Origin of the sequence: Azospirillum sp. TSO5 (assembly GCF_003116065.1) — a bacterium.
Lineage (GTDB): Bacteria > Pseudomonadota > Alphaproteobacteria > Azospirillales > Azospirillaceae > Azospirillum.
On sequence record NZ_LGQY01000104.1, the window covers coordinates 23,320 to 48,323 of the forward strand.

At 67.3% G+C, this 25,004-nt stretch carries 21 protein-coding genes; 13 read left to right on the forward strand and 8 right to left on the reverse strand.

Annotation, left to right across the window (positions count from 1 at the left end):
* Positions 1 to 30: 30 nt before the first annotated feature.
* Together TSO5_RS23625 and TSO5_RS23630 are read right to left on the reverse strand one after the other, a co-directional pair.
* The gene (locus TSO5_RS23625; protein WP_109153918.1) at positions 31 to 870 is read right to left on the reverse strand and encodes an ABC transporter permease; all 840 of its coding nucleotides are present in this window, start codon (positions 868 to 870) and stop codon (positions 31 to 33) included.
* Entirely contained in the window at positions 857 to 1,675 is an 819-nt protein-coding gene (locus tag TSO5_RS23630) for an ABC transporter ATP-binding protein (RefSeq protein ID WP_109153919.1), read from the reverse strand. Before TSO5_RS23630 ends, TSO5_RS23625 begins: the two co-directional genes overlap by 14 nt.
* 93 nt (positions 1,676 to 1,768) lie before the next feature.
* Here TSO5_RS23630 and TSO5_RS23635 point away from each other — a divergent pair, with 93 nt between their 5' ends.
* Together TSO5_RS23635 and TSO5_RS23640 are read left to right on the forward strand one after the other, a co-directional pair.
* Positions 1,769 to 3,160 carry an ActS/PrrB/RegB family redox-sensitive histidine kinase gene (locus TSO5_RS23635; RefSeq protein ID WP_109153920.1) on the forward strand — a complete coding sequence of 464 codons (1,392 nt, stop codon included), beginning with the start codon at positions 1,769 to 1,771 and terminating at the stop codon, positions 3,158 to 3,160.
* A 36-nt stretch (positions 3,161 to 3,196) separates the two neighbouring features.
* A complete protein-coding gene (locus TSO5_RS23640; RefSeq protein ID WP_044553362.1) occupies positions 3,197 to 3,766 on the forward strand; it encodes an ActR/PrrA/RegA family redox response regulator transcription factor in 570 nt (189 codons plus the stop codon).
* A gap of 95 nt (positions 3,767 to 3,861) precedes the next feature.
* On the opposite strand, the gene TSO5_RS23645 is transcribed toward TSO5_RS23640, so the two are convergent.
* The 3 genes from TSO5_RS23645 to TSO5_RS23650 all read right to left on the reverse strand — a co-directional run bounded on the left by TSO5_RS23645 (position 3,862) and on the right by TSO5_RS23650 (position 5,119).
* Positions 3,862 to 4,065 carry a DUF2892 domain-containing protein gene (locus tag TSO5_RS23645; protein WP_085092153.1) on the reverse strand — a complete coding sequence of 68 codons (204 nt, stop codon included), beginning with the start codon at positions 4,063 to 4,065 and terminating at the stop codon, positions 3,862 to 3,864.
* Between the two features lie 91 nt (positions 4,066 to 4,156).
* A complete protein-coding gene (locus TSO5_RS33035) occupies positions 4,157 to 4,330 on the reverse strand; it encodes a hypothetical protein (protein ID WP_199230992.1) in 174 nt (57 codons plus the stop codon).
* A 102-nt stretch (positions 4,331 to 4,432) separates the two neighbouring features.
* Positions 4,433 to 5,119 carry a Crp/Fnr family transcriptional regulator gene (locus TSO5_RS23650; RefSeq protein WP_109153921.1) on the reverse strand — a complete coding sequence of 229 codons (687 nt, stop codon included), beginning with the start codon at positions 5,117 to 5,119 and terminating at the stop codon, positions 4,433 to 4,435.
* A 275-nt stretch (positions 5,120 to 5,394) separates the two neighbouring features.
* On the opposite strand from TSO5_RS23650, the gene TSO5_RS23655 reads away from it, so the two are divergent.
* The 8 genes from TSO5_RS23655 to TSO5_RS23690 all read left to right on the forward strand — a co-directional run bounded on the left by TSO5_RS23655 (position 5,395) and on the right by TSO5_RS23690 (position 16,852).
* Positions 5,395 to 7,668, forward strand: coding sequence for a polysaccharide biosynthesis tyrosine autokinase (locus tag TSO5_RS23655; protein ID WP_109153922.1), 2,274 nt, complete (start codon positions 5,395 to 5,397; stop codon positions 7,666 to 7,668).
* Between the two features lie 85 nt (positions 7,669 to 7,753).
* A complete protein-coding gene (locus TSO5_RS23660; RefSeq protein WP_109153923.1) occupies positions 7,754 to 9,199 on the forward strand; it encodes a flippase in 1,446 nt (481 codons plus the stop codon).
* Positions 9,200 to 9,607: 408 nt separating this feature from the next.
* Positions 9,608 to 10,963, forward strand: a complete 1,356-nt coding sequence (locus tag TSO5_RS23665) for a nucleotide sugar dehydrogenase (protein WP_109153924.1) — start codon at positions 9,608 to 9,610, stop codon at positions 10,961 to 10,963.
* 33 nt (positions 10,964 to 10,996) lie between these two features.
* A complete protein-coding gene (locus tag TSO5_RS23670) occupies positions 10,997 to 11,992 on the forward strand; it encodes an SDR family NAD(P)-dependent oxidoreductase (RefSeq protein WP_109153956.1) in 996 nt (331 codons plus the stop codon).
* A 203-nt stretch (positions 11,993 to 12,195) separates the two neighbouring features.
* Positions 12,196 to 13,161: a GDP-L-fucose synthase gene (locus TSO5_RS23675; protein ID WP_109153925.1), complete on the forward strand. Its 966-nt coding sequence runs from the start codon at positions 12,196 to 12,198 to the stop codon at positions 13,159 to 13,161.
* A gap of 6 nt (positions 13,162 to 13,167) precedes the next feature.
* Positions 13,168 to 14,463, forward strand: coding sequence for a glycosyltransferase family 4 protein (locus TSO5_RS23680; RefSeq protein WP_109153926.1), 1,296 nt, complete (start codon positions 13,168 to 13,170; stop codon positions 14,461 to 14,463).
* Positions 14,460 to 15,701, forward strand: a complete 1,242-nt coding sequence (locus tag TSO5_RS23685) for a glycosyltransferase family 4 protein (protein ID WP_109153927.1) — start codon at positions 14,460 to 14,462, stop codon at positions 15,699 to 15,701. The genes TSO5_RS23680 and TSO5_RS23685 overlap by 4 nt, the downstream gene beginning before the upstream one ends.
* Positions 15,702 to 15,703: 2 nt before the next feature.
* On the forward strand, positions 15,704 to 16,852 hold the full coding sequence (locus tag TSO5_RS23690) for a glycosyltransferase family 4 protein (RefSeq protein ID WP_109153928.1): 1,149 nt from the start codon (positions 15,704 to 15,706) through the stop codon (positions 16,850 to 16,852).
* A 20-nt stretch (positions 16,853 to 16,872) separates the two neighbouring features.
* Here TSO5_RS23690 and TSO5_RS23695 read toward each other — a convergent pair whose 3' ends face one another.
* A complete protein-coding gene (locus tag TSO5_RS23695) occupies positions 16,873 to 17,349 on the reverse strand; it encodes an Lrp/AsnC family transcriptional regulator (protein WP_109153929.1) in 477 nt (158 codons plus the stop codon).
* Between the two features lie 136 nt (positions 17,350 to 17,485).
* On the opposite strand from TSO5_RS23695, the gene hppD reads away from it, so the two are divergent.
* Entirely contained in the window at positions 17,486 to 18,559 is a 1,074-nt protein-coding gene (hppD, locus tag TSO5_RS23700) for a 4-hydroxyphenylpyruvate dioxygenase (RefSeq protein ID WP_109153930.1), read from the forward strand.
* Between the two features lie 158 nt (positions 18,560 to 18,717).
* Here the strand turns inward: hppD and TSO5_RS23705 are convergent, their stop codons facing one another.
* Positions 18,718 to 19,935 carry an AI-2E family transporter gene (locus TSO5_RS23705; protein WP_109153931.1) on the reverse strand — a complete coding sequence of 406 codons (1,218 nt, stop codon included), beginning with the start codon at positions 19,933 to 19,935 and terminating at the stop codon, positions 18,718 to 18,720.
* A 391-nt stretch (positions 19,936 to 20,326) separates the two neighbouring features.
* Between TSO5_RS23705 and TSO5_RS23710 the strand changes: the two genes are divergently transcribed.
* Together TSO5_RS23710 and TSO5_RS23715 are read left to right on the forward strand one after the other, a co-directional pair.
* Entirely contained in the window at positions 20,327 to 23,479 is a 3,153-nt protein-coding gene (locus TSO5_RS23710) for a carbohydrate-binding domain-containing protein (protein WP_109153932.1), read from the forward strand.
* A gap of 341 nt (positions 23,480 to 23,820) precedes the next feature.
* Entirely contained in the window at positions 23,821 to 24,534 is a 714-nt protein-coding gene (locus TSO5_RS23715) for a phytochelatin synthase family protein (protein ID WP_247870929.1), read from the forward strand.
* A gap of 7 nt (positions 24,535 to 24,541) precedes the next feature.
* Here TSO5_RS23715 and TSO5_RS23720 read toward each other — a convergent pair whose 3' ends face one another.
* Positions 24,542 to 24,961: a hypothetical protein gene (locus TSO5_RS23720; RefSeq protein WP_109153934.1), complete on the reverse strand. Its 420-nt coding sequence runs from the start codon at positions 24,959 to 24,961 to the stop codon at positions 24,542 to 24,544.
* Positions 24,962 to 25,004 lie beyond the last annotated feature (43 nt).

Sequence of the window (25,004 nt, forward strand, 5' to 3'; positions counted from 1 at the left end):
GCTGACGGAAGCGGGCGGACACTTTACCCGCTATTCCCCGGTTTGCAGCAAGGCCCCGCGCACCCGCGCCTGATGGAAGGCATAGAGGAACACCGCGATGCCGCCCGCCATGTAGACCACGTTCAGCCCGACCGCCCAGGCCAGATGGTCCCAGCGCAGGACGCCGTCGAACACCAGCGCCCGCATGCCCTCGAACACATGGGCCGACGGCAGGGCGAGCGACACCGGCTGGAGCCAGGCAGGCAGGACCGAGACCGGGTAATAGACCGCGCTGACCGGGGCCAGCATGAAGACGACGATCCAGGCCAGCCCCTCCGCCCCCATGCCGTAGCGCAGGATCAGCGCCACGATCAGCAGCCCCAGCGACCAGCCCAGCACGATCAGGTTGGCGAAGAAGGCGGCGAGCGGCAGACCCAGCGCGTAAACCGAATAGCCGAAGAAGGGAATCGCCAGCGCCGTCGCCGGAAGCACGCCGATCAGGGTGCGCAGCAGGCTCATGGTCATCAGCGCTGTCACCCATTCGCCGGGGCGCAAGGGGCTGACGAACAGATGGCCGAGGTTGCGTGACCACATCTCTTCCAAAAAGGAGATGGAGACGCCGAGCTGGCCGCGGAACAGCACGTCCCACAGCAGCACCGCGCTGACCAGCACGCCGGCGCCCTGCGCCACCCATCCGCTGCCGCCGCCGCTGGTCGAGGCCATGAACTGGTTGATGTAGCCCCACAGGATCATCTGCATGGTCGGCCAATAGGCCAGTTCCAGAATGCGCGGCCACGACCCGCGCAGCAGATACCAGTAGCGCAGCACCATGGCGCCGACCCGGCGCAGCGAGAAGTCGGCGCGCGGGATCGCCACCTCATTCGGCTGCATCGGCGGCCTCCCCGGTGAGGATGCGGCCATCGGATTCAACGCCGCCGGACGCGCGGGCGATGTCGAGGAAGACCTCCTCCAGCGTCTGGCGGCCATAGCGGGCGACCAGGGCGGAGGGGGCGCCGCGGTCGACGATCCGGCCTTGCCGCATCATCAGCACGCCGTCGCACAGCCGCTCCACCTCCAGCATGTTGTGGGAGGCGAGCAGGATGGTGGCGCCGGTGCGAAGGCGGTACCGCTCAAGATATGTCCGGATCCAGTCGGCGGTGTCGGGATCGAGCGAGGCGGTCGGCTCGTCCAGCAGCAGAAGCTCCGGGTCGTTGAGCAAAGCTTTCGCAAGGGCAACGCGGGTTTTCTGCCCCGCCGACAGCCCGCCGGACGGGCGATCGAGAAAACGCGACAGGTCAAGATGCTCGGCCAATTCTTGGACGCGCTTTTTGACGCATGTCAAACCGTAGAGGTGGGCATAGACGGTAAGGTTCTCCCGCACCGTCAGCCGATGGGGCAGTTCGACGTAGGGGGAGGAGAAGTTCATGCGCGGAAGCACGGCATGCCGGTGGCGCGCCATGTCGACGCCCAGGATCTCCACCGTCCCGGCCGTCGGCAGCAAAAGCCCCAGCAGCATCGAGATGGTCGTCGTCTTGCCCGCCCCGTTGCCGCCGAGAAGGCCGGTGACGCTGCCGCGCGGCACGGTGAAGGTGATGGAGTCGACCGCCGTCACGTCCCGTCCGTCCGGAGCCGGGAAGCGCTTGGTCAATCCGTCGGCCCTTATGGCGGGCGATAAGACAGCGATCTGTTCGGTCATGGGCACAGAATATGGCGGTGTCCGCCGCAACCGCCAGGGGCATGCGCTCCAGATGCATGCAGGCCTTGGGCAGGTGGACTGGGGGAACGGATCATGGTGAGTTTCGCCAGCGCGCTGACCGCACCGATCCCGCTCGCTTCGCCGCCGCACTGGGCGCAGCCCGACGGCCGCATCACGCTGCGCACGCTGATCCTGATCCGCTGGGTCGCGGTGCTGGGGCAGCTGGCCGCGGTGGCCTTCGTCAATCTCGGCCTGGGTTTCCCGCTGCCGCTGGGGCCGGTTCTGGCCGCCATCAGCGCGTCGGCCCTGCTGAACGTGGTGGCGATGGCCCAGCGCGGCGGCCGGCTGCGGCTGGCCGACCGCGACGCCGCGCTGTATCTCAGCTACGACATGCTGCAGCTGACGCTGCTGCTCTATCTCACCGGCGGGTTGAGCAACCCCTTCGCCATCCTGCTGCTGGCGCCGATGACCGTCGGTGCGGCCATCCTGTCGCGCTACAGCACGGTGCTGCTGACCGGGCTGAACCTGATCTGCCTGACCGCGCTCGCCCTCTGGCACTTCCCGCTGCCGTGGGAGGAACCGGTGCGCTCGATGGCGCCGCTCTATGCCTTCGGCGTCTGGCTGTCGCTGTCGGTGTCGGCGGTCTTCATCGCCGGCTATGTCTTCCGCGTCGCCGCCGAGGCGCGTCGCTTCGCCGACGCGCTCTCCGCCTCGCAGGTGGCGCTCGCCCGCGAACAGCGCCTCGGCGCGCTGGGCGCCCTCGCCGCCGCCGCTGCGCACGAGCTGGGCTCGCCGCTCGGCACCATCGCCGTGGTGGCGAAGGAGCTGGCGCGCGACCTGCCGCCCGACAGCCCCTATGGCGAGGATGTCGAGCTTCTGCAGAGTCAGGTGATGCGTTGCCGCGAGATCCTGGCCGATCTGGCGCGCAAGCCCGAGGCCGACGGCGGCGACCCGTTCGAACGGCTGCCGCTGACCACGCTGATCGAGGCTGCCGCGGCGCCGCATCGTCTCGGCCACATCGACTTCGTCGTGGAACCCCACCCGGTCGGCGAGGCGGAGGAGCCCTTCCTGCGCCGCAGCCCGGAGATCATCCACGGCATCGGCAACTTCATCCAGAACGCCCACCAGTTCGCCCGCCACAAGGTGACGGTCGCCGCCGCCTGGGACGGCCGCGGCGTCACCATCACGGTGATGGACGACGGCCCGGGCTTCCCGCCCCATCTGCTGGGCCGCATCGGCGAGCCGTACCTGTCGGTGCGCGGCGAGCGCTCCGGCCCGAAGGGGCAGACGGGCGGCGGCCATATGGGGCTGGGCATCTTCATCGCGCAGACGCTGCTGGAAAAGACCGGCGCAACCGTGCGCTACACCAACAATCCGCCGGCCGGCACTCCGCCCGCCGACCAGACCGCCGGCGGGCATGCCAACCAGGGCGGAACGGGTGCGCGGATTTCCGTGCGCTGGAAGACCATCAACGCCAAGAAATGAGGTTTTACGGTGGACACCCTCAAAACAACCGATGACCTGCTGTCGGGCGATGCCGTCAAACTGACATTCACTGGCGACGTCACCCGCAGCCTCCTGATCGTCGACGACGACGCCCCCTTCCGCACGCGGCTGGCCCGCGCCATGGAAAAGCGCGGCTTCAACGTCGTCGCCGTCGACTGCGTCCAGCTCGGCATCGAGGTGGCGCAGGAATCCGCCCCCGCCTTCGCGGTGGTCGACCTGCGGCTGGGCGACGGCAACGGGCTGGACGTGGTGTCGGCCCTGCGCGACGCCCGCCCCGACGCCCGCGTCGTCATGCTGACCGGCTACGGCAACATCGCCACCGCCGTCGCCGCGGTGAAGGCCGGCGCCGTCGATTACCTGCCCAAGCCGGCCGATGCCGACGCGGTGGAATCGGCGCTGCTGGCCGATGGCCGCCCGCTGCCGCAGCCGCCGGAAAACCCGATGTCGGCCGACCGCGTCCGCTGGGAGCACATTCAGCGTGTCTTCGAACAGTGTGACCGCAATGTTTCCGAGACCGCGCGCCGCCTGAAGATGCACCGCCGCACCCTGCAGCGCATCCTGAACAAGCACGCCCCGCGCGCCTGAAGATCCACGGCTTCGGCCGAGGCTCTTGGTCAGGAAACGCGAACGGCCCGCCCCGGAAGGGAGCGGGCCGTTCGCATGTCCGGCTAACGCATCGGTCAGGCGGTGCGGTCTTCCGTCCGGCAGGTCTTGATGCCCAGCAGCGTGTAGGCCGGGCAGAAGCCGACGACGGCCGTCAGCAGCGGCACCAGCCCGACCAGTCCCCACAGGGTCTGCGGCCCGACAACGGTCAGCGAAATCAGGATCAGCCCGACGATGGCGCGCAACGCGCGATCCACCGGGCCCATGTTGCGGCAATTCATGGCGGCACCTGTTATGGATGAACAGTACCGCCTGCTTTACATCCCAGCCATTGGCTCGTCTGTGATTCAGTCACGCTGGGACACGTCGACCCTAGTTTGACCACGAACCGTGCGTCGGCAGAGCCGGCCCGTCTTCAAGAAACTCGATCATTCGCCTTTCAATCCGCAGCAGCACCTCACGGGCCGGCAGACTGTGGCATTCGCGGCTGTGGTCGCGGATCTGCCTGATCGCGGTGACGGTGGCGGATTCCTGACGGTGCGACATGACGCAATTCTCCGTCCAAAAGACATATTGATAATATACCTTTCAGCTTATCCGGTACAGCCTAAAAATACGTATACGTCACAATTTGTCGCACGCCCGAAATCATGATGCGCATTTATCCAGCGCCAGCAGGGCCGCCGGGTCGAGCACCTGGATGCGCCCGCGTGACAGGGTCACGAAACCGCGGCGCTCGAACTCCTTCAACTGGCGGCTCACCACCTCGCGCGCGGTGCCCAGTTCCACCGCGAGCGCCTGATGGGTGGTGTCCAGCCCGCCGGTCGCGTCGCGGCGGTCGGCCAGGAAGCGGGCGAGGCGCAGGTCGACGCGGCCGAAGGCGACCTCCTCGATCAGCATCATCATGCCGGTCAGCCGGTTGCCGAAGGACGCGAAGACGAAATCGCGGAAGGCGGCGGAGCGCGCCACCAGATCGTGGAAGGGGCCGGCCGCCAGTGCCACCGCGTCGATGTCGGTCTCCGCCACCGCCTCGGCGCTGTAGGGCTTGTCGGTCAACAGGCAGGCGGTGGTGACGATGCAGGTCTCGCCGCGGCCGACGCGGTACAGCACGATCTCGCGCCCGGTCTCCGATGCCATCTGCACCCGCACCGCGCCGTCGAGAACCATCAGGAAGGTGTGACAACGGTCGCCGGCGCGGAACAGGACGGTCCCGCGCGGAACGTTCACCCGCCGCCCGGCGTTGCCGAGAAGGGTCGCCGAGTCCTCGTCCAGCTTCGCCAATGTCGGGAAAAGTGCCGGGATTTCCGCCAGCCGGCCGGTACGATCGAACGTCATGGAACCTGTCCTTCCGAGTAACCCCCATTATCCCCGGTCCTGCATCGACGGTCCATACTGCACTGCAACAGGGTCAGGAAGGCTACCCACTGCGCGCCCATTGCTCACCTCATGCACTGGATGGCCGATGCAACGGCTGGACTAACACTGCGTTTCAGCCAATCGGACGAACCGCCGAGCTTGCCCGCCGGACAGCATCAGCTGCCCGGAATGGAGGATCGGGCTAACGGACGGTCCTATGGCCGCGCTTCTGGTCGTTACGCGAGGAGGACCCTTTGGCCACCCAGGAACTTCAGGAACAACCCCGACGCAATACCCCTGAGTCTCGGCGGGGCTCCGGTTCCGCCTCCCCCGGCATCTCCTATGATCTGTCGGCCAGCGCCGCCAGTGCGGTGCGCCGGACAACCGGCCTGCTGCGCCGGCACAAGCTGCTGATCGGCACGGTGATCGTGCTCGGCACCGGGCTGGCGGCCGTGGTCGCCTTCCGGATGACGCCGCTCTACACCGCCGAAACCCTCATCATGGTCGAGCACCGCAAGAACACCGTCCTGAATTTCGAGGGCGTGGTGTCCGACATGACCCCCGACATCAGCGCGCTGCAGAGCGAGGTCGCGATCCTGAAGTCGCCGGCCTTCGCCGAGAAGGTGGTGGCGAAGCTGAAGCTGATGAACGATCCGGAGTTCAATTCGGCGCTGCGTCCGCCGCCGCCGGGATGGCTCGCCGCGCTGAATCCGCGCAACTGGATCCCCGACAGCTGGAAGAGCGGCGGCACCGTGCCGCTGTCGCCGGAGGAGGTCGAGCGCAACCAGATGACCTCGGTGGTCAATGCGGTGCTCGACAACACCTCGGTCCGGCCGCAGGGGCGTTCCTACGTCATCGCCGTCAGCTTCGACAGCGAGGACCCGCGCAAGGCGTCGCTGATCACCAACACCATGGCCGACCTCTATCTGGTCGACCAGCTGGACGAGAAGTTCAAGGCGTCCAAGCGCGCCACGCAGTGGCTGGAGGAACGGCTGGCCGACCTGCGCAAGGAGGCGCAGACGACCGGCGACGCGGTGGAGAAGTACCGCACCGAGCATGGCCTGACCACTTCGTCCAACAACGAGAGCACGGTTGTCGGCCAGCAGCTGAGCCAGCTCAACACCGACTATATCCTGGCCCGCACCAAGCGGCAGGAGGCGGAAACCAAGCTGCGCGACGTCACCGCGATGGCGAATTCGCCGCGCGGCGCCTCGGCGGTCGGCGATGTGCTGGGCTCCCCGCTGATCCAGGCCCTGCGTGAGCGCGAGGTCGATCTGCAGCGCCAGATCGCCGACGCCACCAACCGCTACGGCACCAAGCACCCGATGCTGCAGGCCCTGCAGAGCCAGCTGCGCGACCTGCAAGGCCAGATCAAGGCCGACGTCGGCAAGATCGTCTCCAACCTCAGCAACGAGGTCGAACTGGCGAAGGGCCGCGAGCAGGCGCTGAAGGCCAGCCTGGATCAGGCCGAGGTCAAGCAGAACCAGCAGCAGCAGGCGACCGTCGGCCTGCGCACGCTGGAACGCGATGCCAGCACCGCCCAGGCGATGTACGAATCCCTGCTGACCCGCTCGCAGCAGATCGCGGCGCAGACCGATATGCGTCAGCCCGATGCCCGCGTGGTGTCGGAGGCGGCGATCCCGCTCGACCCGTCGCAGCCCAACCGCAAGCTGATCCTGTTGCTGGCGCTGGTGGCGTCGGGCACGCTGGGCGTGCTGCTGGCCATGCTGCGCGAACGGGCCGACGGCGGTTTCCGCAGCCCGCACCAGTTCGAACTGGCGACCGGCGTGCGCAGCCTGGGCATCGTGCCGCGCATCCCGCGCTTCGGCGGCTCGCCGGCCGCCTATGTGGTCGACAAGCCGATCTCCGCCTTCGCGGAATCGATGCAGAACCTGCGGACCTCGCTGCTGCTCGCCAATCCGGACGGGCGGCACCGGGTGATCCTGTTCAGCTCGTCGGTTCCGGGCGAGGGCAAAAGCTCCGTCGCCGCGGCCTTCGCCCGCACCTGCGCCAATGCCGGCCAGCGGACGATCCTGGTCGATTGCGACCTGCGGCGGAAGAGCCTGCACGAGATGCTGGGCCTGTCCAACAACCGCGGCCTGTCGGAGGTTCTGGCCGGCACCGCGGCTCTGGAGGACGCGATCCAGGTCGATCCGCGCACCGGTCTGCACGTCATCGTCGCCGGCCATGGTCCGTCGCTGCCGCAGGATGCCCTGGGGTCGTCGGCCATGCACCAGCTGCTGTCGCGCCTGTCGGTCAACTATGACCGCATCGTGCTGGATTCGCCGCCGGTGCTGGCGGTGTCGGAAGGCAAGCTGCTGGCGGCGCTCGCCGACCAGACCGTCTTCATCGTCCGCTGGGGCATGACCAAGCGCGGCACCGCGATGGCCGGTCTGAAGGAGGTGATCGAAGCCGGCGGCGAGGTGGTGGGCGTCCTGTTCAGTCAGGTCGATACCCGCCGCCATGCCCAGTACGAGTTCCCGGACAGCGGCCGTTATCACGGCTACCGCCGCTACTACGCGAACTAAGGCCACCCTCTCCCGCCCCGAAATGGCGGGAGAGGAGTTTTTGCCCCACGCAACGTGACGTTTTGAACCACTGAAGAGCCCATGAATGTCGGCTGGACACCGCATCTTCCGGAACATCCGCGCCCTTGCCGCCGCCAAAATGGCGACGATGGCGAGCGGGCTGGTCACCGCGGCCTGGACCGCGCGCGTGCTGGGCCCGGACAGTTTCGGCGTGCTGGGCTTCGGCACCTCGCTGATGGCCTATGCGGCGCTGTTCGTGAACATGGGCCTGTCCACCTACGCCATCCGCGAGATCGCCCGCGATCGCGAGCAGGCGGCCGAATTGTCGGAGCATGTGCTGACCCTGCGCACCGTCCTGGCAGTGGTGGTGGGCGCCCTCTATGCCGCCTTCATCCTTTCCCTGGATAAGCCAATGGAGGTGAAGGCGGTTCTTCTGGTGCAGGCGGTCCAGCTGCTTGGGAACGCCCTGGTGCTCGACTTTGTTTATCAGGCGACCGAGAAGATGGGGGTGATCGCCACGCGCGAGATCGGCACCTCCATCGGCTCGATGCTTCTCGTCTTTCTGCTGGTGCGTGGGCCTGAGGACGCCATCACAGCAGCCGCCATCACCGGCGGATCGATCACCGTCAACGCGCTGGTGATGATCAGCCGGTTCCGCCGTGATTTCGGCACGCTGCGCCCGCGGGTCGACCTGAAGGTGTGGCGCGAGATCCTGACGGCGGCGACGCCGATGGCGGTCGGCGTCTTCGCCTGGGCGATCTTCACCCATCTGGACGTGGTGATGCTGGGCTTCCTGGCCCCGCACACCGAGGTCGGCTGGTACAGCGCGGCGGTGAAGATCCAGACCCTGGCCAATCTGGTCGGCAACATCGTGATGAACGCCTTCCTGCCGCAGTTGGCCGCTGCCTATGGCGAGCTGGGGCCGATGCGCGACCGGATGCGGGCCTATGCCTCCGTCATGCTGGCGGTCGGCGGGCTGGTCATCGCCGGTGGCCTCGCCCTGGCGCCGTCCATCCTGGGCACGCTGTTCGGCGATGCCTATGCCCCGGCGACGCTGGCCCTGCGGCTGCTGATGCTGGCCTCGGCGGTGGTCTACGCCAACATGATCCTGGGCAACCCGCTGCTCGTCTGGCATCGGCAGACCGGCTACATGATCGCCATGCTGTCGGGTGGCGCGCTGAACGCACTGCTGAACATCTGGTGGATCCCGCGCTACGGCATCGAGGGGGCTGCGATGGCGACCTTCACCGCGGAGCTGGCCGCCACGGTCGCCATCGCCTGGATCCACCGGCAGGCGGTCGGCGAGCTGTATGGCGGGATCGCCGCGAAGGCGCTGCTGTGTGCCGGGGCCGCCGTCGCCGCGGCACTGGCACTCGACCGGTTCGCCGCCCCGCTGTTCGACCGGATGCCGGCGCTGGTGGATTTCGTCATCGGCAGCGTTGCGATGGTCGCGGTCTATGCGGCCATGGCGGTGCTGACGGGACTGGTACAACTGAAGCGGTTGCGCCGTCTGACCAGCGCCACGGCCTGAGAGGGGCGGGTCGTGGCAGGGCGGGCGGATGCAACCCTCAATTTCGCAATGCCGGGCCGATCCATGCCGGCAGCTGAAGCAGATTGCGCCTATTGCACCACTTTCGAACGTCTCTGTTGGTGCCTCCAAGCATTCATTTGGCGTCGGCGAGGGTTAGTACTCTTAATACGTCGGTGATCGGCAATCATAGTCTTTTCATCCGACGGTAATTTCTGAAACACTTCGCGCTGCACAACGCCGGAAACGGAGTACTTCATCGTCACGGCGAAGTCACAACAATAAAACAATTTCGAATTTCGAGGTTTCTCCGTCTGCATCCTTGCCAACAGGGCAGGGCAGTCGGGGCGTCTCCAAACTCTCGGCAACCCGCCGCCGGTGGCGGGGCCTCAGCAAACGGCAGGAGCGACGATGCTTCCCAAGACTTTTTCCGATCGTAACGTCTGCGTCCTCGGGCTCGGCTATGTCGGCCTGACGCTGGCGGTGGCGATGGCGGACGCCGGCTTCCAGGTGCATGGGGTCGAGGTGCGGCAGGACGTGCTCGACAAGCTCGGCCAGGGCAACCCGCACTTCCACGAACCGGGCCTGACGGAGAAGCTGCGCCACGTCATCGGACGTGGCCGCTTCACCTTCAGCCGCAATCAGGCCGATTGCAGCAACGCCAGCGTCTTCATCATCACGGTCGGCACGCCGCTGAGCAAGGACGGCCGGGTCCGCACCGACATGATCGAGGCGGCGACCCGTCAGGTCGCCAGCTGCCTGCATGACGGCGACTTGGTCATCCTGCGCTCCACCGTGAAGCTGGGCACCACCCGCAACATCGTGGCGCCGATCCTGCGCGCCACCGGCAAGCAGTTCGACATCGCCTTCTGCCCGGAACGCACGCTGGAAGGGCAGGCGCTGCTGGAGCTGAACCAGCTGCCGCAGATCGTCGGGGCGGAGAGCATGGACGTCGCCACCCGCGCGGCGCAGATCTTCGGCTTCCTGACGCCGACCACCGTCAAGGTCTCCACCCTGGAGACGGCGGAGCTGATCAAGCTGGTCGACAACACCTACCGCGACGTCACCTTCGCGTTCTCCAACGAGATCGCCAAGCTGTGCAACGCCATGGAGATATCGGCGGTCGAGGTGGCGCGCGCCGGCAAGCTGGGCTATCCGCGCACCAACCTGCCGCTGCCCGGCCCGGTCGGCGGTCCCTGCCTGGAGAAGGACCCCCACATCCTGATCGAGGCGGCGCGCGAGGTCGGCGTCGAGATGGCGATCACCGCCGCCGGCCGGCTGGTCAACGAAAGCCAGCCGATCGAGGTCGCCGACTTCCTCGGCAAGCTCGCCAATTCGATGCAGGGCTTCCCGCAGGCGCCGACCATCAGCCTGATGGGGCTCGCCTTCAAGGGCCGGCCGGCGACCGACGACCTGCGCGGCACCATGGCCAAGCCGGTGCTGGAGGAACTGCGCCAGCGCTTCCCGACCGCCCGCCTGCGCGGCTTCGACGCGGTGGTGCGTCCGGACGACATCCGCTCCTTCGGGCTGGAGCCGGCGGCCAACATGGCCGAGGCGGTGTCCGGCGCCAATCTGGCGGTCATCCTGAACAACCACCCGGTCTTCACCTCCATGCCGCTGCCGGATCTGGCCCAGCGGATGGACCGGCCGGGCGTGATCTACGACTTCTGGAACAACTTCAACAGCCGCGATGTCGACCTGCCGGAAGGCACCGCCTACGTGGCTCTCGGCAGCCATGGTGCCGCCCGCTACGCGCATGTGGCCTGACGTCTTTCGGGCCAGAAGAGGAATTTGACCAACATGAAACACTATCTCGTCACCGGCGGCAGCGGCTTCATCGGCGCCGCCCTGGTCCACCGGCTGGTCCGTGACGGCCACCGCGTCCGCGTTCTGGACGACAACTCGCGCGGGCACACCGGGCGGCTGGCCGGCGTGCTGGACGATGTCGAGTTCGTCCAGGGCGATATCCGCGACGCGGCTGCCGTGCGCGATGCGGTGCGCGGCGTCGACGGCGTGCTGCATCTGGCCGCCGTCAACGGCACCAAGCATTTCTACGAGAAGCCGGAGGTGGTTCTGGACGTCGGTGTGCGCGGCATGCTGAACGTGCTGGACGCCTGCCGCGCCGACGGCGTGAGCGACCTCGTCGTCGCCTCCTCCTCGGAGGCCTACCAGACCCCGCCGATGGTGCCGACGCCGGAGGAAGTGCCGCTGGTGGTGCCGGACGTTCTGAACGCCCGCTACAGCTACGGCGGCTCCAAGCTGATTTCGGAACTGCTGGCGATCAACTGGGGCCGCAGCGGCTTCGACCGCGTGGCGATCTTCCGCCCGCACAATGTCTACGGCCCCGACATGGGCTGGGAGCATGTGGTGCCGGAATTCTCCCGCCGCGCGGTGGAGGCCATCGCCGGCCACCCGAGCGGGGCGGTGCCCTTCAAGATCCAGGGTGATGGCCGCCAGACCCGCGCCTTCGTCCACATCGACGACGCCATCGACGGCATCGTCACGGTGATCGACAAGGGCGAGCATCTCGGCATCTACCACATCGGCAACCCGGAGGAGGTCACCATCGCCGACCTCGCCCGCCAGACGGTCGCCTGCCTCGGCCGCGAGGCCCAGGTGATGCCGGGTCCTGCCGCCCCCGGCGGTACCGACCGCCGCAGCCCCGACATCGCCAAGCTGACCGCGCTCGGCTTCACCCCGCGCATCCCGCTCTCCGCCGGCCTGCCCGGCGTGGTCGAGTGGTATGCCGAGCGGGCGCGTGCCGATCTGGGGCGCATGGGGCAGGCGGCGGAGTAGGGGGCGTTCTCTGCCCCCTCCCTAACCCTCCCCCGCTCTCGGCCGGCCGAAGGCCGGTCCGATCGCGGGAGAGGGGACTGCCGCTGTCTTTTGAAAGGACTGCAGCAAGCGTTCTACCCCCTCTCCCGCGAAGCGGGGGAGGGATGGGGAGGGGGCAGAGAGCTTCCACCCCCAAGACACCTCTTCATCAGGAGACGGCCCGCATGGACCGCAACAGCCGTATCTTCGTCGCCGGACACCGGGGACTCGTCGGATCCGCCGTTCTGCGGCGGCTGACGGAGGCCGGGCACACCGACCTCGTGATCCGCGACCGGTCGCAGCTCGACCTGACCGATCAGGCGGCGGTGCGCGCCTTCTTCGACCGCGAGGGGATCGAGCATGTGATCCTGGCCGCGGCGAAGGTGGGCGGCATCCTCGCCAACGACCGCTTCGGCGGCGACTTCATCCGCGACAACCTGCTGATCCAGAACAACGTCATCGACGCCGCTTGGCGCGCCGGCGTGAAAAAGCTGCTGTTCCTCGGCTCCTCCTGCCTCTACCCGAAGCATGCGGAACAGCCGATCAAGGAGGAGGCGCTGCTGTCCGGCCCGATGGAGCCGAGCAACAAGCCCTACGCCGTCGCCAAGATCGCCGGCATCACCATGTGCCAGGCCTACCGGCGCCAGTACGGCTTCAACGCCATCTGCGCCATGCCGTCCAACCTGTACGGCCCCGGCGACCATTTCGATCCGGAGACCTCGCACGCGTTGCCGGGCATGATCCGCCGCTTCCACGATGCCAAGCTGGCGGGCGATCCGACCGTCACCCTGTGGGGCACCGGCAAGCCGAGGCGCGAGTTCCTCTATGTCGACGACATGGCGGACGCCTGCCTGCATCTGATGGATCACTACGACAGCGAGGAGATCATCAATGTCGGCCCCGGCGACGACATCGCCATCGCCGACCTCGCCGCCATGATCCGCGACACCGTCGGCTACACCGGTACGCTGACCCACGATCTGAGCAAGCCCGACGGCCATCCGCGCAAGCTGATGGACGTGTCGCGCCTGTTCGCCACCGGCTGGCGCCCGAAGGTGTCGCTGGAGGAGGGGCTGCGCCGCACCTACGACTGGTTCCTGGAGAACGCGGCGCCCGAACGCCTCCAGACCTCCAAGCAGGCAGCGGAGTAAAGCCCGATGCCGGACGATTCCATCCATCTGCGGCCGCCGGTCTTCGACCGGCCGGCGTCCAAGGCATCACCGGGCCAGCAGTCCCTGGCGGACGTGCCCGTGCCGGAAGAGCTGCTGCTCGTGGCGCAGAGCTATTGGCCGGAACCGGCCGGCAGTGCGCCGATGATGACCGACCTCGCCACCGCCTTCGCGGCGGCCGGGGCCGAAACGACCGTGCTGACCGCGCGTCCCAACTATCCCGGCAACAAGGTCTATGACGGCTATGCCGACGGGTCGCAGGACAGCAAGACGGTGGACGGGGTGCTGGTCGAGCGGCTGCACACCATCCCGCCGGCCGGCGGCGGCATGAAGGCCCGGCTGATCCACGAAGGCGTGCTGCATGCCGGCTTCGCCGCCGCCCGTGCCCGCGGCCGGGTCGGGCGGCACAGCGCCGTGCTGTCACTCTGCCCGTCGATCCTGTCGGTGGGCATCGCCGACCGCTTCAAGGCGCCGGGCGGGCGCCACGTCGCCATCGTCCACGACATCCAGTCCGGCCTTGCCGGCGCGCTGGGCATGGGCGGCAAGGCGGCGGTCAAGGCGATCCGCGCCATGGAGCGCCGGGCGCTGAACCGCGCCGACGCCATCGTCGTGCTGTCGGAACCGATGCGCGGCGTGCTGGAGGAGCTGGGCGTCACCCGGCCGATCCATGTGATCCCGCCCCATGTCGATGCCGACGCGGTCTATCCGCTGCCGCGCCCCGACCAGCCGCCTACGGCGCTGTACAGCGGCGCCTTCGCCCGCAAGCAGGGGCTGGAGCAGGTGCTGGACATGGCCGGTCATCTGGCGGAGCTGATGCCGCGGGCCCGCATCAAGCTGCGCGGACAGGGCGGCCTGGAGGAGGAGCTGAAGTCGCGCGCCCGCGCCATGGGCCTCAGCAACGTGATCTTCCAGCCGCTGGCACCGAAGGACCAGCTGAACGAGGCGATGGCGGAGGGCGACGTCCATCTCGTGCCCCAGCGGCCCGAAGGGGCGGCCTTCGCCATGCCCGGCAAGGCGGTGACCATCCTCGCCGCCGGCCGGCCCTTCGTCAGCACCTGCCTGCCCGGATCGGCGCTCGCCACGCTGGAGGCGCAGGTCGGCGCCTTCCTGTGCACCCCGCCGGAAGAACCGCGCGCGATGGCCGAGGCGGTGGCGGCCCTGCTGTCCGACCCCGCCCGCGCCACCGCCATGGGACGCCGCGGCCGTGCCTGGGTGGAGGCGAACGCCACCCGCGCCGTGGCGCTCGACCGTTACGCCCGCCTTCTGTTGGGAGAGGCAGCATGAAGAAGCCCGCGCTGGTCTTCAGCTGGGAGATGTTCGGCCCCTACCACATGGACCGGCTGGAGGCGGTTGGCCGCCGGCTGGGTCATGTCTATGACGTGATTGGGCTGGAGGTTGGGTCGAAATCGCACACCTACGCCTGGGATTCCACCGGATCGGGTCAGAATTTCCGCAAGATCACCCTGTTTCCCGGCCAGTCGAAGGCCGACCTGTCGACGGCCACGGTGTACCGTGCCCTGCTGCGCGAGTGCCGGCGCGTCGACGCCCGTTATGTCTTCCTGTGCCATTACGAGGATCCGGACGTCTTCGCGCTCGCCCTGACCATGCGGCTGATGGGGCGCAAGGTCATCAACATGAACGCCTCCAAATACGACGACAAGCCGCGCATCCTGTGGCGGGAGATGGTCAAGAGCGTCTTCTACTCCCCCTATCAGGCGGGGATCGGCGGAAGTCACCGCACGGTGGATTACTTCCGCCTGTTGGGACTCCCGAAGGATCGGCTCTATATCGGGTATGACACGCTGTCGCTGGACCGCATTCGACGACTGTCCGGGATGGAGCCGGCCCCTGGGGGAGTACCCTTCGCCGACCGTCACTTCACCATCATCGCGCGCTTCGTCCCGAAGAAGAACTTGTTCCGGGCGGTCGAAGCCTACGACATTTACCGGAAGTTGGCCGGTCCGGCCGCCCGTCCGCTCCACCTCTGCGGCTCCGGTCCGCTGGAGGCGGAATTGCGGGCCGAGGTGACGCGGCGCGGGCTGGACGGGGCGATCATCTTCCGCGGCTTCCTGCAGGAGAAGGGGATCGCCGAGACGCTGGGATCGACGCTCTGCCTGCTTCTGCCGTCGCTGGAGGAGCAGTTCGGTCTGGTGGTGAACGAGGCTTTGGCCATGGGTGTGCCGACCATCCTGTCCGACCAGTGCGGCGCGCGCGACGTGCTGATCCGCAGCGGGCTGAACGGCCACATCGTGGAGCCGGACAACCCGGAGGGGCTGGCGCGCTACATGCTGTCGGTCGCGGCGGACGAGGACGAGTGGCGCCGGCTGAGCCTGAACGGCCGGCCCTTCCAGGCGTTGGCCGACGCCAGCTTCTTCGCCCAGTCGGTGGAGAAGGCAGTGGTGGCGCTGGGCGGCCCCAGGGCGGAGCGCAGCGCGGACACGGACTATGTGTCCGACTATTCCGCCGATCCGGAGGGTGGCCAGCATGGCCGGTCGACCGGAGCGGCATTGACCGGGAGTTGACGATGGAACGGAACGCGCGCACCCATGTGGTCGTCTCCGGGCGCCTGCCGCCTCCGGTGGACGGGATGAGCCGGGTGACGGCCCTGGTGCTGGAGCGTCTGCAGGACCGCATGCGGGGGCGCGGCCGCGTGGAGGTCGCCGACCTGTCGCCCGGTTGGAACGGCGGCGGCGTCGCCTACCATCTGCGCAAGATGACGCGGGTGTTCGGCGCCATGGGCCGGCTCGCCGCCGGGCTGCGCAAGCCGGACCGCCGCTTCTACATGCCGGTGGATTCCGGCTGGGGCACGCTCTACACCGCCGCGCTCGCCGGGACCGCGCGGCTGTTCGGCTACGAGCAGGTGCTGCACCATCACTCCTTCGCCACCATCAGCAAACCGACCTGGCGGATGCGGCTGCTGACCCGGGTGGCCGGCGCCGGCTGCACCCATGTGCTGCTGTGCCCGGCGATGCAGATGCGCTTCCAGTCGGTCTATCCGGCGGCGCGCACCTGCATGACCATGTCGAACGCCATCTTCTCCATGCCCGGCGCGGCCCCGCGTCCGCGGCGTGACGGTCCCCTGCGCATCGGCCACCTGTCGAACCTGTGCGGCGAGAAGGGGCTGGACACGCTGTTCGCCCTGCTGCGCGCCCTGCAGTTGGATGGGGTGGACGCCAAGCTGGTGCTGGCCGGACCGGGGCTGAAGCCGAGGGACAATGCGATGGTCGCCGCCGGGCTGATGGCCTTCGACGGGGCGGTGGAGTATCACGGCCCGGTCCATGGCGAGGCCAAGGAGGCCTTCTACCGCGACATCGACGTCTTCGTCTTCCCTACCCAGTACCGCAACGAAGCGCAGCCGCTGGTGCTGTTCGAAGCGATGGCCGCCGGCGTGCCGGTGCTGGCCTATGAGCGCGGCTGCATCGGCTCCGACATTCCGGCCGACGGGCTGGTGCCCCAGAACACCGACTTCGTGAAGGCGGCGCTGCCGATCCTGGCGGCCTGGGCCGACGACCGCGAGGCGCTCGCCGCCGCCTCGGCCCAGACGCTGACCCGCGCGAGGGTCGCCTACGAGACCAGCCGCACCGGCCTGGACCTGCTGCTCGACCGCATCGCCGGTCCGCATCCGGCAGCAGCAGCGGCGGCCGTGCCGGCCAAGCGGCGCGTGGCGGGGTAGGGGAGGGAAGCAGGGGGGAGCTACGCCCCGCCCCCCAGCGGCAGAGCCGTCTCGAACTTGATTTCCTTCAGGGCGAAGTTGGAGCGGATGCGGACCTGGAAGGGCAGCTGGAAGACGAACTCCTCCAGGAAGCGGTTGTAATCGGCGATGGCCCGCACCGCGACCCGCAGCAGATAATCCGCATCCCCCGACACCGCATAGCATTCCAGCACTTCCGGCCGCTTGCGCACCGCGTCGATGAAGAGGGCGGCGGTCTCGGCCGAGTGGTGGTCCAGCGTCACATGGGCGAAGACGCACTCGCCGACCGATGCCGCCTTGGGATCGACCAGCGCCGTGTAGCGGCGGATCACGCCGGTCTCCTCCAGCGACTTCAGACGGCGCCAGCAGGAGGACGGCGAGGTCCCGACCCGGTCGGCCAGCTCCTGCACGGTCAGGCGCGAATCCTCCTGCAAAGCGACCAGGATTTTGACGTCGATTTCCGATAGCGCGGCGGGCAACGGCAAACTTCTCCGGGATGATAGGAACAGGCGAAAAATCCTGCCAAAATCATAGGTGTACCCGCCTCACTTTGAAAGCTATTTCCACGGACTGTCCGGCATACTGATCGCACAATAAACCAAGGGAGAGACGATCATGGCCGACATGTGGGAAAACCCGATGAAGACCGATGGATTCGAGTTCATTGAATTCACCGCGCCGGACACGGTGGCGCTGGGCCGCCTGTTCGAGCAGCTGGGCTTCACCGCCATCGCCCGCCACCGGTCGAAGGACGTCACGCTCTACCGCCAGGGCGACGTGAACTTCATCGTCAATGCCGAGCCGTCGGGATTCCCGCGCAACTTCGCCGCCCAGCATGGCCCGTCGATCTGCGCCATCGCCTTCCGCGTCGCCGACGCCGCTTTCGCCTACCGCCGGGCCGTCGATCTCGGCGCCTGGGGGATCGAGAACCGCGTCGGCGCGATGGAGCTGAACATCCCCGCCATCAAGGGCATCGGCGATTCGCTGATCTACCTCGTCGACCGCTATGGCGAGCGCGGCAGCATCTATGAGGTTGATTTCGTGCCGCTGCCGGGGGTTGACCAGCATCCGAAGGGCGCCGGCCTGACCTACATCGACCACCTGACCCACAACGTCCACACCGGGCGCATGGAGGAGTGGGCCGACTTCTACACCCGCCTGTTCGGCTTCCGCGAGATTCGTTACTTCGACATCGAGGGCAAGCTGACCGGCCTGCGGTCGAAGGCGATGACCAGCCCCTGCGGCAAGATCCGCATCCCGATCAACGAGTCCGCCGACAACAAGTCGCAGATCGTCGAATATCTGCGCGACTACAAGGGCGAGGGCATCCAGCATGTGGCGCTCGGCACCGACGACATCGTCCACACGGTGGAGACGATGCGCGGCATGGGCACCCCGTTCCAGGACACGCCCGACACCTATTACGAGCGTGTCGACAGCCGCGTGCCCGGCCACAACCAGGACTTGAAGCGCCTGCAGGCGAACCGCATCCTGCTCGACGGCGCCCCGACCGAGGGCCAGGGCCTGCTGCTGCAGATCTTCACCCAGAACGTCATCGGCCCGATCTTCTTCGAGATCATCCAGCGCATCGGGAACGAGGGCTTCGGCGAAGGCAACTTCAAGGCGCTGTTCGAATCCATCGAACTCGACCAGATCCGCCGCGGCGTCTTGAGCGAGAACGCCGCCTGATCCTCAGGCGCTTTTGCAGGCAGGTTCCGAACGCCGTCCGGTCGCAAGGCCGGGCGGCATTCGCATGTCAGGATAGCCCGCTCAATATCTTTCCATAATTCTGCTTATGTGTTTATTGTGCGCTGCAATATGGCACCGCCCCCTTCACGCCGCGCCCTTCATTCCGGATGGGTGTGGGCGTCGAAGCGTTCGCGGTCGCTCTTGTCGCTCATGAAGATGGCGAAGGGCCGCAGGGCGTCGGCGTGGTTCAGGGTGATGGCGATCAGCACTGCCATCGGCGCCGCCAGCAGCGCGCCGGCGGCTCCCCACAGCCAGCTCCACAGCAGAAGCGCGATCGTCACCACCAAGGGCGAGATGGCCAGCTGCTTGCCTTGCATGTGCGGAGCCACGAAGTTGCCCATCACCTGCTCGATCACCAGCAGGCCGGCGGCGACGGCCATCGCGGTGCCGGCATCCTGCGTCGCCACGACCAGCAGCACGGGCAGCGCGCCGGCCACCACCGACCCCACCACCGGCACATAGTTTAGCAGGAAGGCCAGGAAGCCCCACAGCAAAACCAGATCGACGCCGAACAGCGACAGCCAGCCGATATAGAGCGCGCCGGTGATCAGCCCCAGCACGCTGCTGACCACCAGATAGCGGCGGAACTGCTGGGCGATGGCGGCCACCGCCTCCACCGCCATGCGGCAGCGCTCGCGGCCCAGGGTGATGACGATTTTCTCCCGCCAGACCGGCGCCTCCAACTGCATCAGCAGCGACAGGAAGACGGTCAGCACCAAGGTCGAGATCGTCTGTCCGGCGGAGGACAGGGCGGTCTTGGCGAATCCGGTGATCGGATCGACCGGCACCTCGCCGCCCTGCCCCGCCGGCTGTACCGCCGCTTGCCCGGCCCCCTGCCCGGCCCCTTGGCCGCCTTGCGCCGTCGGGTCGGCCTTGGCGCCCTGGAACCAGTGGTTCGCCTTGGCCCACAGCTTGCCCAGCGCTTCGGCATATTGCGGGAAATCCTCCGCCACCCGCTGCGTCACCAGGGCCATGCTGCCGAAGAAGGCGGCGAGGATGACCAGGATCAGCAGCATCGACGCGGTCAGCCCCAGCCAGGACAGGCGGCGCGGCACCCGCCCGCGCACCCAGCGGCCGACCGGCGCCACCGCGATCGCGACGAAGAAGGCGGACACCAGCGGGATCAGGATGGACGCCGCCGCCTGCAGCACCCACAGCGATGCCGCCGCGGTCAGCACGCCCAGCAGCCAGAGGGCGAGATTGACGCGGTCGATGCGCGCCCCGCCCCGTCCTCCTCCCGGTTCCCGGCCGTCATCCCAGCGCCCGCCATCCGTTCCGCCGTCCACGCCTGCCGCCTCCACCGCTTCGCTCCGCATCGTCGGGATGCTCGTTCTAGACGCGCCATGGGGGCATTCGGTTCCATTCACTCCATGGACGTTCCTGCCGCGGACAACCCGGAAAAGCCAAGTCAAAGAATCAAAAAAGATCGGCAATTGAGCTTATTTCGCAACAGCTCCATCGAACAGAAACGGCCGAGCTCAAGTTGAGTGGGAAAAATCTGCCGGTCTGTTAGCTGCGCCTTCGCAGCATCATCAAAGTTCCATTTTTGACTGATTCATGGCCAAGGGGCGATATCCCTTTTTTGTCTCAATCCTGCCACGGAAAATCCCCTCATTCATAATTTCCTAACCATAAGTGTTAGTACCCGATTAAGGCTAACGAACGAGCCTGCGGAACAAGGCGATACCCATAAAGCGGAGTTCCAAAATGGCTACCACCAACACCGACGGCACGATCCAGGTCACCTTCGCGGTCAATGCCTGGGGCACGCCCGCCGATGGAAAATGGCCGCATTTTCAACTGCTTCTGGATGGCACCAGCATCGGTGAGGCCACCGTCTCCTCCGCCACCCAGTCGCGTTACGTCTTCACCGCCAACGTGCCGGCCGACAAGGCGCACGCGCTGCAGCTGGTCTATGACAACGACGACACGGTTAACGGCGTGGACCGCAACCTGTTCGTCAAGTCGTTCGAGGTGAACGACAGCACCATCCTGTCGATCGATCCGTCGGTCAAATACGACACCGGCAAAATCGACGGCCTGAACGTCATCGGCGGACAGACGGAGATGTACTGGCCGGGCGCGCTGAACGTGCCGCTGCCCGCCACGCTGTTCTCGTCCGCCGCCACCTCCCCGGATGCGGAGACCGCCGCCAGCATGACCACGACCATCAAGGTCAAGGCCTATGGCATCAGTGCCGGCGGGCAGGCCCCGCACTTCAAGCTGCTGGTGGACGATCAGGTGGTGGGCGACGCCTGGGTCAGCGCGACCTCGGCCGCCGACTACACCTTTACCGCCAAGGTGGACCCGAACGAGGCCCACAAGATCCAGGTCTGGTACGACAACGACGCCACCGTGAACGGCATCGACCGCAACCTGTTCGTCAAGTCGATCAACATCGACGGCCAGACCATCGCCTCGACCTCCAGCATGGCGTCCTACGACAAGGGCCCGGTGGACGGCAAATATGTCGTCGGCGGCCAGGAGGCCCTCTATTGGGGCGGCGCCCTAACCTTCGGCGTGCCGGAGGAGTATTTCGGCGGCGCCTATGTTCCGCCGCCCCCGCCGCCGCCGAGCAAGGCGGTGGACATCGTCGTCAACGCCTACGGCACTTCGGCCGGCGGACAGGCGGCGCATTTCAAGCTGCTGGTCGACGGGCAGGTGATCGGCGACGCCAAGGCCGCTGCCACCACCGCCGCCTACAAATTCACCGCCAACATCGACCCGACCAAGGCCCACACCGTCCAGGTCTGGTACGACAACGACGCCACCGTGAACGGCGTCGACCGCAACCTGTTCGTCAAGTCGGTCGCCATCAACGGCCACACTGTCGCCGCCACCGACAGCATCGTCACCTATGACAAGGGCGTGGTCGACGGCAAGGACGTGGTCAAGGGCCAGGAAGGGCTCTATTGGGGCGGCGCCCTCAACGTCAAGGCCGGCGCCGATCTGTTCGGCGACGCCCCGATCAACCAGACGCCCGTGCCGACCGCTCCGACCAAGCCGGCCTTCTATGTCGCCGCCAACGGCAAGGATAGCTGGTCCGGCAAGCTGGCGGCCCCGAACGCCGACGGCACCGACGGTCCCTTCGCCAGCCTGGAGAAGGCGCAGGCCGCCATGCGGTCCAACTCGACCATCGACACCACCTATGTCCGCGAGGGCACCTATCACCTGACCAAGACGCTGGAGCTGACCTCGCTCGACAACGGCCACAGCTTCCAGAACTATCCCGGCGAGAAGCCGGTGCTGAGCGGCGGCGAGGTGGTGAAGAGCTTCACCAGCGAGGGCAACGGCCTCTATTCGGCCAAGCTCGCCAGCGCCAGCAACCTCGACCTGATCGTCGGCGACGTCCGCCAGCATCTGGCGGAGAAGTACGCCTATGACGCCGCCGACGTCACCAGCGGCTGGCATTTCGCCGATGCGGCCTCGGGGGGGCCGAGCGGCTGGTATATCCGCTCCCACGGCACCGAGGTGACCAGCGCCGACATCCAGCCGAACACGCTGATCCAGGTGATGGACGCCGAACGGCTGGGCGACACGCTGACCAGCATCGCCAGCTTCAACGCCTCCACCCGCACCATCATGCTGAAGAACGGCGCCTCCCTGCCCTTCGCGGAAGGCACCACCTACAAGCTGCTGAACAACGCCTCCTACGTCGATCAGGCGGGCGAGTTCGCGTGGCGGTCGACCGACGGCAAGCTGCTCTACAAGGCGGCCAGTTCCGGCTTCGTCTCCAGCGGGGTGGAGGTGCCGCGGCTGGGCACGCTGGTCAAGCTGAACGGCGCCAGCGACGTCACCATCGACGGGCTGACCTTCAAGAACACCACCACCGGCGGCGACGCCCTGCTGCTGACCAATGCCGACGGCAACCACATCAGCGACAACAGCTTCCTCAACGTCGGCTCGGCGATCAAGCTGACCGCCGGATCGTCCAACAACCAGATCGCCCACAACACGCTGAACCACATGGCCGAGAACGGCATCGAGATGGATGGCCGCAGCAACGGCAACAGCATCTATGCCAACACGATCAGCAACATCGGCGAAGTGCGCAAGGCGGTGGCCGGCATCATCGGCACCGGGGTGGACAACAACCTGATCTCCAACAACGACATCGACCACAGCGCGCGCTACGGCATCTCGTTCAAGGATTACGGCGGCACCACCAACACGGTGAACCACAACAACATCATCCAGTACAACCACATCTCCTACACCGGGCTGGAGACCGCCGACGACGGCGCCATCGAAATCCTGGGCCGGTCCAGCGCCAACACCGGCATGGTCATCCAGGGCAACTGGATCGAGCACGCCAACGGTCTGGCCACCAGCGCGCAGGATACCTGGATGTACGGCCAGAAGGGCTTCGGCATCTATCTGGACGACATGGCCGGCGGCATCACCGTCAAGGACAACTTCATCAAGGATGCCGACTGGGCCTCGGTGCAGATCCATGGCGGCGACAACAACGTGGTGACCAACAACTTCGCCGTCATCGCCAACAACAAGGAAGACTTCATCCGCATCGAATGGCAGCCGGTGCATGGCACCGCCGGTGACCCGCACAACAACACGATCACCAAGAACGTGGTCATGGGCACCCTGCCGCTCGACGACTACACCGAGCTGCTGAGCGCCAACGACTTCGTCATCGACAACAACCTCGTCTACAACGTGCCGAAATACGGCGATCACGACGTGGTCGGCAAGCCGATGTTCACCAACGCCTATTGGGGCGACTATTCGCTGCAGGCGTCCTCGCCGGCCTTCGCCATGGGCATCCACGACCTCGCCTGGGCGAAGATGGGCGCCGAGGGCGTCGCCCATGTCGGGCTGGAGCATTTCTGGGACGCCGTCTGACCAAGGCCCGGATGCGGCGCATCGGAGGTACGCCTTCGACGCGCCGGACCCGTGGCATGGGCGGGGCCTGTTTCGCTCCACGGGCGGAGCCTGTTTCGCTCGATGATCGGGCGGCGCGGGCTCCGCCCAACTGCGTTTGTGGGACTCCGCTTCGAACCTTCCGCTGCTTGGCTCCCGCACTGCAGCGCACCATATGCAGGCCGCGCCCCGGCGACGGACCGGGGCGCCTCTTCCTTTCAGACCAGATGGACCGAGACCGTTTTCCGATGACGCAAGCGACGTGGACCGCGGGAACTTTGGCGAAAATCCTGGGAAGCGGCCTTCTGCTGTGGACCGCCTGCATGGCGCCGCCCACGGCGTCGACTGCCTGGGCGTTGGAGGAGCTGAAGCCGAAATTCGGCCCGGACGCGGTGCCGATCACCCGCGCCAGCGACTATGTCCGCACCGCCGCAGCGCCGGATTATTGGGCGCTCATCCCCTATTACGTGCCGCAGATGACCGGCGCCTCCTGCTCGCTGGCCAGCGTGACGATGATGCTGAACGCTCTGCGCGGCCTGCCCGCCCTGGCGTCGGAGCGGCTGGTGACGGGCAAGCAGCTGCTCGACCGGCTGGACGACGACCATTGGCGCGCCGCCACCGCCGAGGATGGCGAAGGCGTCTCGTTCGGCGAGCTGATCGACTATGTCCACCGCAGCCTCGCCGCCTACAACATCGATGCCGAGGTGGAGGTTTGGCGCCCGCGCGACGCCTCTCCCGCCACGCTGGCGGAACTGCGCCGCATCCTGGCCGGGAACGAGCGCAGCGCCGACGACATCATCCTGCTGGCCTTCGACCAGGGCACGCTGACCGGCGACGTCGGCGTCGGCCACGTCGCGCCGCTGGGCGCCTATGACGCCGCGACGAAGCGCGTGCTGGTGATGGACCCCGACCGCAACTGGTACGTGCCCTATTGGACCAGCGACGCCCGGCTGCTGGACGCCATGCTGAAGCCGGACCGTGCCGACCCCGAGGGCAGCGGCCTGATCCGCATCCGCAGCCGCCGGGTGTCCGGCTGACCTCCGTTTATTTCACCTCCTGGCTGGTCAGGTCGGAGGGGTTCTGCGACCGCGTCGGCTCGCTCGGCTGATCGGGCTCGCTTGCCCACTGGTTGGGACGCGGCACCGGGTTGCCGTTCAGGTCGGGCGGCGCGCTGCGCACGGCGGCGAGCGCCTGCTGCAATTCGCTGCTGCCGGTCGCGGCGGAACTGGACGCATTGGGCGGCCTCGTGCCCTGCGGCGTGGGGTGGGGATCCTGGCTCTTCTGAACCCCGGCATCGCGCGCGAGGGCATCGCCGGCCGACTCCTTCGAGCCTGAGTCCACCGGGGCCGCCCCGTCTTGTCCGGATTGAGGTTGTTGCTGATCCGCCTGCTGCGCGGCGGCACCGAGCAGCGGCAGGCCGGACAAGAGCCCCGACAGGAGCAGGGCGGCGGCGATCTTGCGCATGGCGCATCCTTCCTTTGGGCGACCGTCGGGGGAATCGGTCGGA

Coding starts and splice junctions, on each gene's coding strand:
- TSO5_RS23705 (WP_109153931.1), bottom strand. CDS start 19,935: ATGCGGAGCGAAGCGGTGGAGGCGGCAGGCGTGGACGGCGGAACGGAT.
- TSO5_RS23645 (WP_085092153.1), bottom strand. CDS start 4,065: ATGAATTGCCGCAACATGGGCCCGGTGGATCGCGCGTTGCGCGCCATC.
- TSO5_RS23660 (WP_109153923.1), top strand. CDS start 7,754: ATGTCGGCTGGACACCGCATCTTCCGGAACATCCGCGCCCTTGCCGCC.
- TSO5_RS23680 (WP_109153926.1), top strand. CDS start 13,168: ATGCCGGACGATTCCATCCATCTGCGGCCGCCGGTCTTCGACCGGCCG.
- TSO5_RS23685 (WP_109153927.1), top strand. CDS start 14,460: ATGAAGAAGCCCGCGCTGGTCTTCAGCTGGGAGATGTTCGGCCCCTAC.
- TSO5_RS23715 (WP_247870929.1), top strand. CDS start 23,821: ATGGCGCCGCCCACGGCGTCGACTGCCTGGGCGTTGGAGGAGCTGAAG.
- TSO5_RS23690 (WP_109153928.1), top strand. CDS start 15,704: ATGGAACGGAACGCGCGCACCCATGTGGTCGTCTCCGGGCGCCTGCCG.
- TSO5_RS23635 (WP_109153920.1), top strand. CDS start 1,769: ATGGTGAGTTTCGCCAGCGCGCTGACCGCACCGATCCCGCTCGCTTCG.
- TSO5_RS23630 (WP_109153919.1), bottom strand. CDS start 1,675: ATGACCGAACAGATCGCTGTCTTATCGCCCGCCATAAGGGCCGACGGA.
- TSO5_RS23710 (WP_109153932.1), top strand. CDS start 20,327: ATGGCTACCACCAACACCGACGGCACGATCCAGGTCACCTTCGCGGTC.
- hppD (WP_109153930.1), top strand. CDS start 17,486: ATGGCCGACATGTGGGAAAACCCGATGAAGACCGATGGATTCGAGTTC.
- TSO5_RS23720 (WP_109153934.1), bottom strand. CDS start 24,961: ATGCGCAAGATCGCCGCCGCCCTGCTCCTGTCGGGGCTCTTGTCCGGC.
- TSO5_RS33035 (WP_199230992.1), bottom strand. CDS start 4,330: ATGTCGCACCGTCAGGAATCCGCCACCGTCACCGCGATCAGGCAGATC.
- TSO5_RS23650 (WP_109153921.1), bottom strand. CDS start 5,119: ATGACGTTCGATCGTACCGGCCGGCTGGCGGAAATCCCGGCACTTTTC.
- TSO5_RS23665 (WP_109153924.1), top strand. CDS start 9,608: ATGCTTCCCAAGACTTTTTCCGATCGTAACGTCTGCGTCCTCGGGCTC.
- TSO5_RS23675 (WP_109153925.1), top strand. CDS start 12,196: ATGGACCGCAACAGCCGTATCTTCGTCGCCGGACACCGGGGACTCGTC.
- TSO5_RS23625 (WP_109153918.1), bottom strand. CDS start 870: ATGCAGCCGAATGAGGTGGCGATCCCGCGCGCCGACTTCTCGCTGCGC.
- TSO5_RS23670 (WP_109153956.1), top strand. CDS start 10,997: ATGAAACACTATCTCGTCACCGGCGGCAGCGGCTTCATCGGCGCCGCC.